Below are 2,764 nucleotides of genomic sequence, written 5' to 3' on the forward strand. Positions count from 1 at the left end.
GGATTGCCTGCGGCGTGGTCACCAAGTAGGCGCAAAAGGCCGCCAAAGCCGCTTTGGGGCCAAAATAAACCTTCTGTCAAAGGTTTGAGACCCATCCTAACCCCCACGATTCGGACGCTGTGGGGAGTAGCCGATGGCTTGGGAAGGCCCTTTTGAAGGGATGATGGGTGGCGTGGCCTATATCGTGGGCTCGCATATCTGGGAGTCCGTGGACGGCGGCCACACCTGGATCATGTCCAAATTCGCGGACGACATCGAAGCCTGCTTCGAGATCGCCGCCCCGGCTTAGCCCTTCGTCGAGGTCGCCCGCGCTCCTCTATTGATTGATCTCGGGCTCGACCAGGCGAGCGAGATTGCGCAGCGATTCCTGCCATCCGAGGTAGCACGCTTCCACCGGTATCGCGGCGGGGATGCCTTCCTGCACGATATCGATCTCGGTGCCCACGGAGACGTCCTTGAGCGTCACCGTCACCTGCATCTCGCCCGGCAAATTGGGGTCGTCGAATGTGTCCGTGTAGCGCAAGCGCTCGCCGGGGACGAACTCCAGAAATTCACCGCCGAACGAATGGCTCATTCCGGTCGTGAAATTGCGGAATGACATCTTGAACGTGCCGCCGACTTTCCCGTCGAAACGATGAACGGTGCAGACAAAACCGTTTGGCGGCAGCCATTTCGCCAAAGCATCGGCCTCGATGAAGGCGCGATAGACCTTCTCGGGCTTCGTCGCCAAGACGCGGTGCAGCCGAACGGTGTTGGGCATACGCGTTTCACTTGCAGTCATTGTTCCATCCTTTTCAGCAGATCCTCGAGACGATCCAACCGGTCTTCCCAGAAGGCCGCATAGAAACCCATCCAGTCGATCAGAGGCGCGAGGCCCTTCGGCCGGACGCGGTAGTGCGTCTGCCGCCCCTGGTGCCGGTCGTGCACCAGGCCGGCAAGCTTGAGCACGCCGAGATGCTTGGACACCGCCGGCTGAGAAACCCCGGCCTTGTCGGTCAGCGCCCGCACCGTCAGTTCGCCGTTACGCGCCAGCCGCTCGAAAATCGCGCGCCGGGTCGGGTCGGCCAGGGCGGTGAACACCTTGTTGGCGGCGGCAGGCATGGCCAATTCATAACCGTACGGTTATTGATCGTCAAGCGCTGCGTCACTGCCCTGTGGACCAAAGGAAGCAGGCCGCGAGATTGCCCCTGCCCGGCGACTGGGCTATTGAGAAAGCTCGTCTGGGCAACACTGCTAATTACCAATGACAAATAAGCTAGAGGCGGAGCGTCCGCTCTCCCCGCATCTGCAAATCTATCGGCCGATGCTGACGATGATGATGTCGATCGCGCATCGCATCACCGGCTTCGGCAACGCCGTCGGCTTCGCGCTCCTCACGTGGTGGCTGGTGGCCATCAGCATCGGGCCGGACGCTTACGCGACCGTGGACGCCTTCTTCGGCAGCCTTATCGGGCGCGTGCTGCTGTTCCTGTTCACCTGGTCGCTGATCCACCACATGCTGGGCGGCATCCGCCACCTGATCTGGGACACGGGCCACGGCCTCGACAAGGTCAGCATCGAGGTCTTCGCTTGGGCGACCATCATCTCCTCCGTCGTGCTCACGGTCCTGATCTGGGTCGCGGGCTATGCGCTGATGGGAGGTCCGTAGCATGGCGACACCCTTAAAGCGCGTTCGCGGCCTCGGCGCCGCCCATGAGGGCACCGAGACCTTCTGGCGCCAGCGGCTCACGGCCATGGCCAACATCCCGCTCGTCATCTTTCTGGTGCTCTCGATCGTCAGTCATATCGGCGCGAGCTATGCGGACGTGAGAGCCTATCTGGCCAATCCGATCGTCGCCGTGCTCATGCTCGCGCTCATCATCTCCGCCGCCATCCATATGCGCATCGGCCTCAGGGAGATCATCGAGGACTATGTTCACGGCGAAGGCTGCAAGGTTCTGGCCCTCGTGGCGACCACATTCTTCGCCGGCCTCATCGCCATCGCCAGCACACTCGCCATTGTTAAAATCAGTCTCGGAAGCTGACGCGTAATGCCTCAAGATGCCACGCCACAAACCACGCCGCACAACGCCGTCCAAGTGAACGGCCGCGCCTACGAGATCACCGACCACGCCTATGACGTCATCGTCGTCGGCGCCGGCGGCTCAGGGCTTCGCGCCGTGGTCGGCGCCAGCGAAGCCGGTCTGCGCACGGCCTGCATCTCCAAGGTGTTCCCCACGCGCTCCCACACCGTGGCGGCGCAAGGCGGCATCGCCGCGGCGCTCGGCAATATGGGTCCCGACGACTGGCGCTGGCACATGTACGACACCGTCAAGGGCTCCGACTGGCTCGGCGATCAGGACGCCATCGAATATCTCTGCCGCAACGCGCCGCAAGCGGTCTACGAGCTCGAGCATTGGGGCGTGCCCTTCTCCCGCACCGACGACGGCAAGATCCTCCAGCGCGCCTTCGGCGGCATGACGATGGATTACGGCAAGGGCCCGGCCAAGCGGACCTGCGCGGCCGCCGACCGCACCGGCCACGCCATGCTGCACACCATGTATGGCCAGGCGCTCCGCCAGTCGGCCGAGTTCTTCATCGAATATTCGCCATCGACCTGATCATGGACGACGAGGGCCGCTGCCGCGGCGTCATCGCGCTCAATATGGCCGACGGCTCGCTCCACCGCTTCCGGGGGCACCAGACCATCCTCGCCACCGGCGGCTATGGCCGCGCTATTTCTCCTCGCACGAGCGCCCATATCTGCACCGGCGACGGCACGCGA

General features: G+C 63.3%; 5 protein-coding genes and 1 pseudogene. 4 read left to right on the forward strand and 2 right to left on the reverse strand.

Annotated features, from left to right (window positions below):
* Positions 1-133: 133 nt before the first annotated feature.
* The gene (locus AUC71_RS19285) at positions 134-289 is read left to right on the forward strand and encodes a hypothetical protein (protein ID WP_158007734.1); all 156 of its coding nucleotides are present in this window, start codon (positions 134-136) and stop codon (positions 287-289) included.
* Between the two features lie 27 nt (positions 290-316).
* Here the strand turns inward: AUC71_RS19285 and AUC71_RS06605 are convergent, their stop codons facing one another.
* Together AUC71_RS06605 and AUC71_RS06610 are read right to left on the reverse strand one after the other, a co-directional pair.
* The gene (locus AUC71_RS06605; RefSeq protein ID WP_069623639.1) at positions 317-760 is read right to left on the reverse strand and encodes an SRPBCC family protein; all 444 of its coding nucleotides are present in this window, start codon (positions 758-760) and stop codon (positions 317-319) included.
* A gap of 17 nt (positions 761-777) precedes the next feature.
* Positions 778-1,101 (reverse strand): ArsR/SmtB family transcription factor, encoded by a 324-nt coding sequence (locus tag AUC71_RS06610; RefSeq protein WP_069623636.1) that lies wholly within the window; start codon positions 1,099-1,101, stop codon positions 778-780.
* Positions 1,102-1,243: 142 nt separating this feature from the next.
* Between AUC71_RS06610 and sdhC the strand changes: the two genes are divergently transcribed.
* The 3 genes and pseudogenes from sdhC to AUC71_RS06625 form a co-directional block, all read left to right on the forward strand.
* Positions 1,244-1,648, forward strand: a complete 405-nt coding sequence (gene sdhC / locus AUC71_RS06615) for a succinate dehydrogenase, cytochrome b556 subunit (protein ID WP_069623637.1) — start codon at positions 1,244-1,246, stop codon at positions 1,646-1,648.
* A 1-nt stretch (position 1,649) separates the two neighbouring features.
* Positions 1,650-2,024, forward strand: a complete 375-nt coding sequence (gene sdhD, locus AUC71_RS06620; protein ID WP_069623638.1) for a succinate dehydrogenase, hydrophobic membrane anchor protein — start codon at positions 1,650-1,652, stop codon at positions 2,022-2,024.
* Positions 2,025-2,159: 135 nt separating this feature from the next.
* Positions 2,160-2,764: pseudogene (locus tag AUC71_RS06625) on the forward strand (FAD-binding protein); the annotation flags it as partial.

It is taken from the genome of Methyloceanibacter marginalis (assembly GCF_001723295.1).
Lineage (GTDB): Bacteria > Pseudomonadota > Alphaproteobacteria > Rhizobiales > Methyloligellaceae > Methyloceanibacter > Methyloceanibacter marginalis.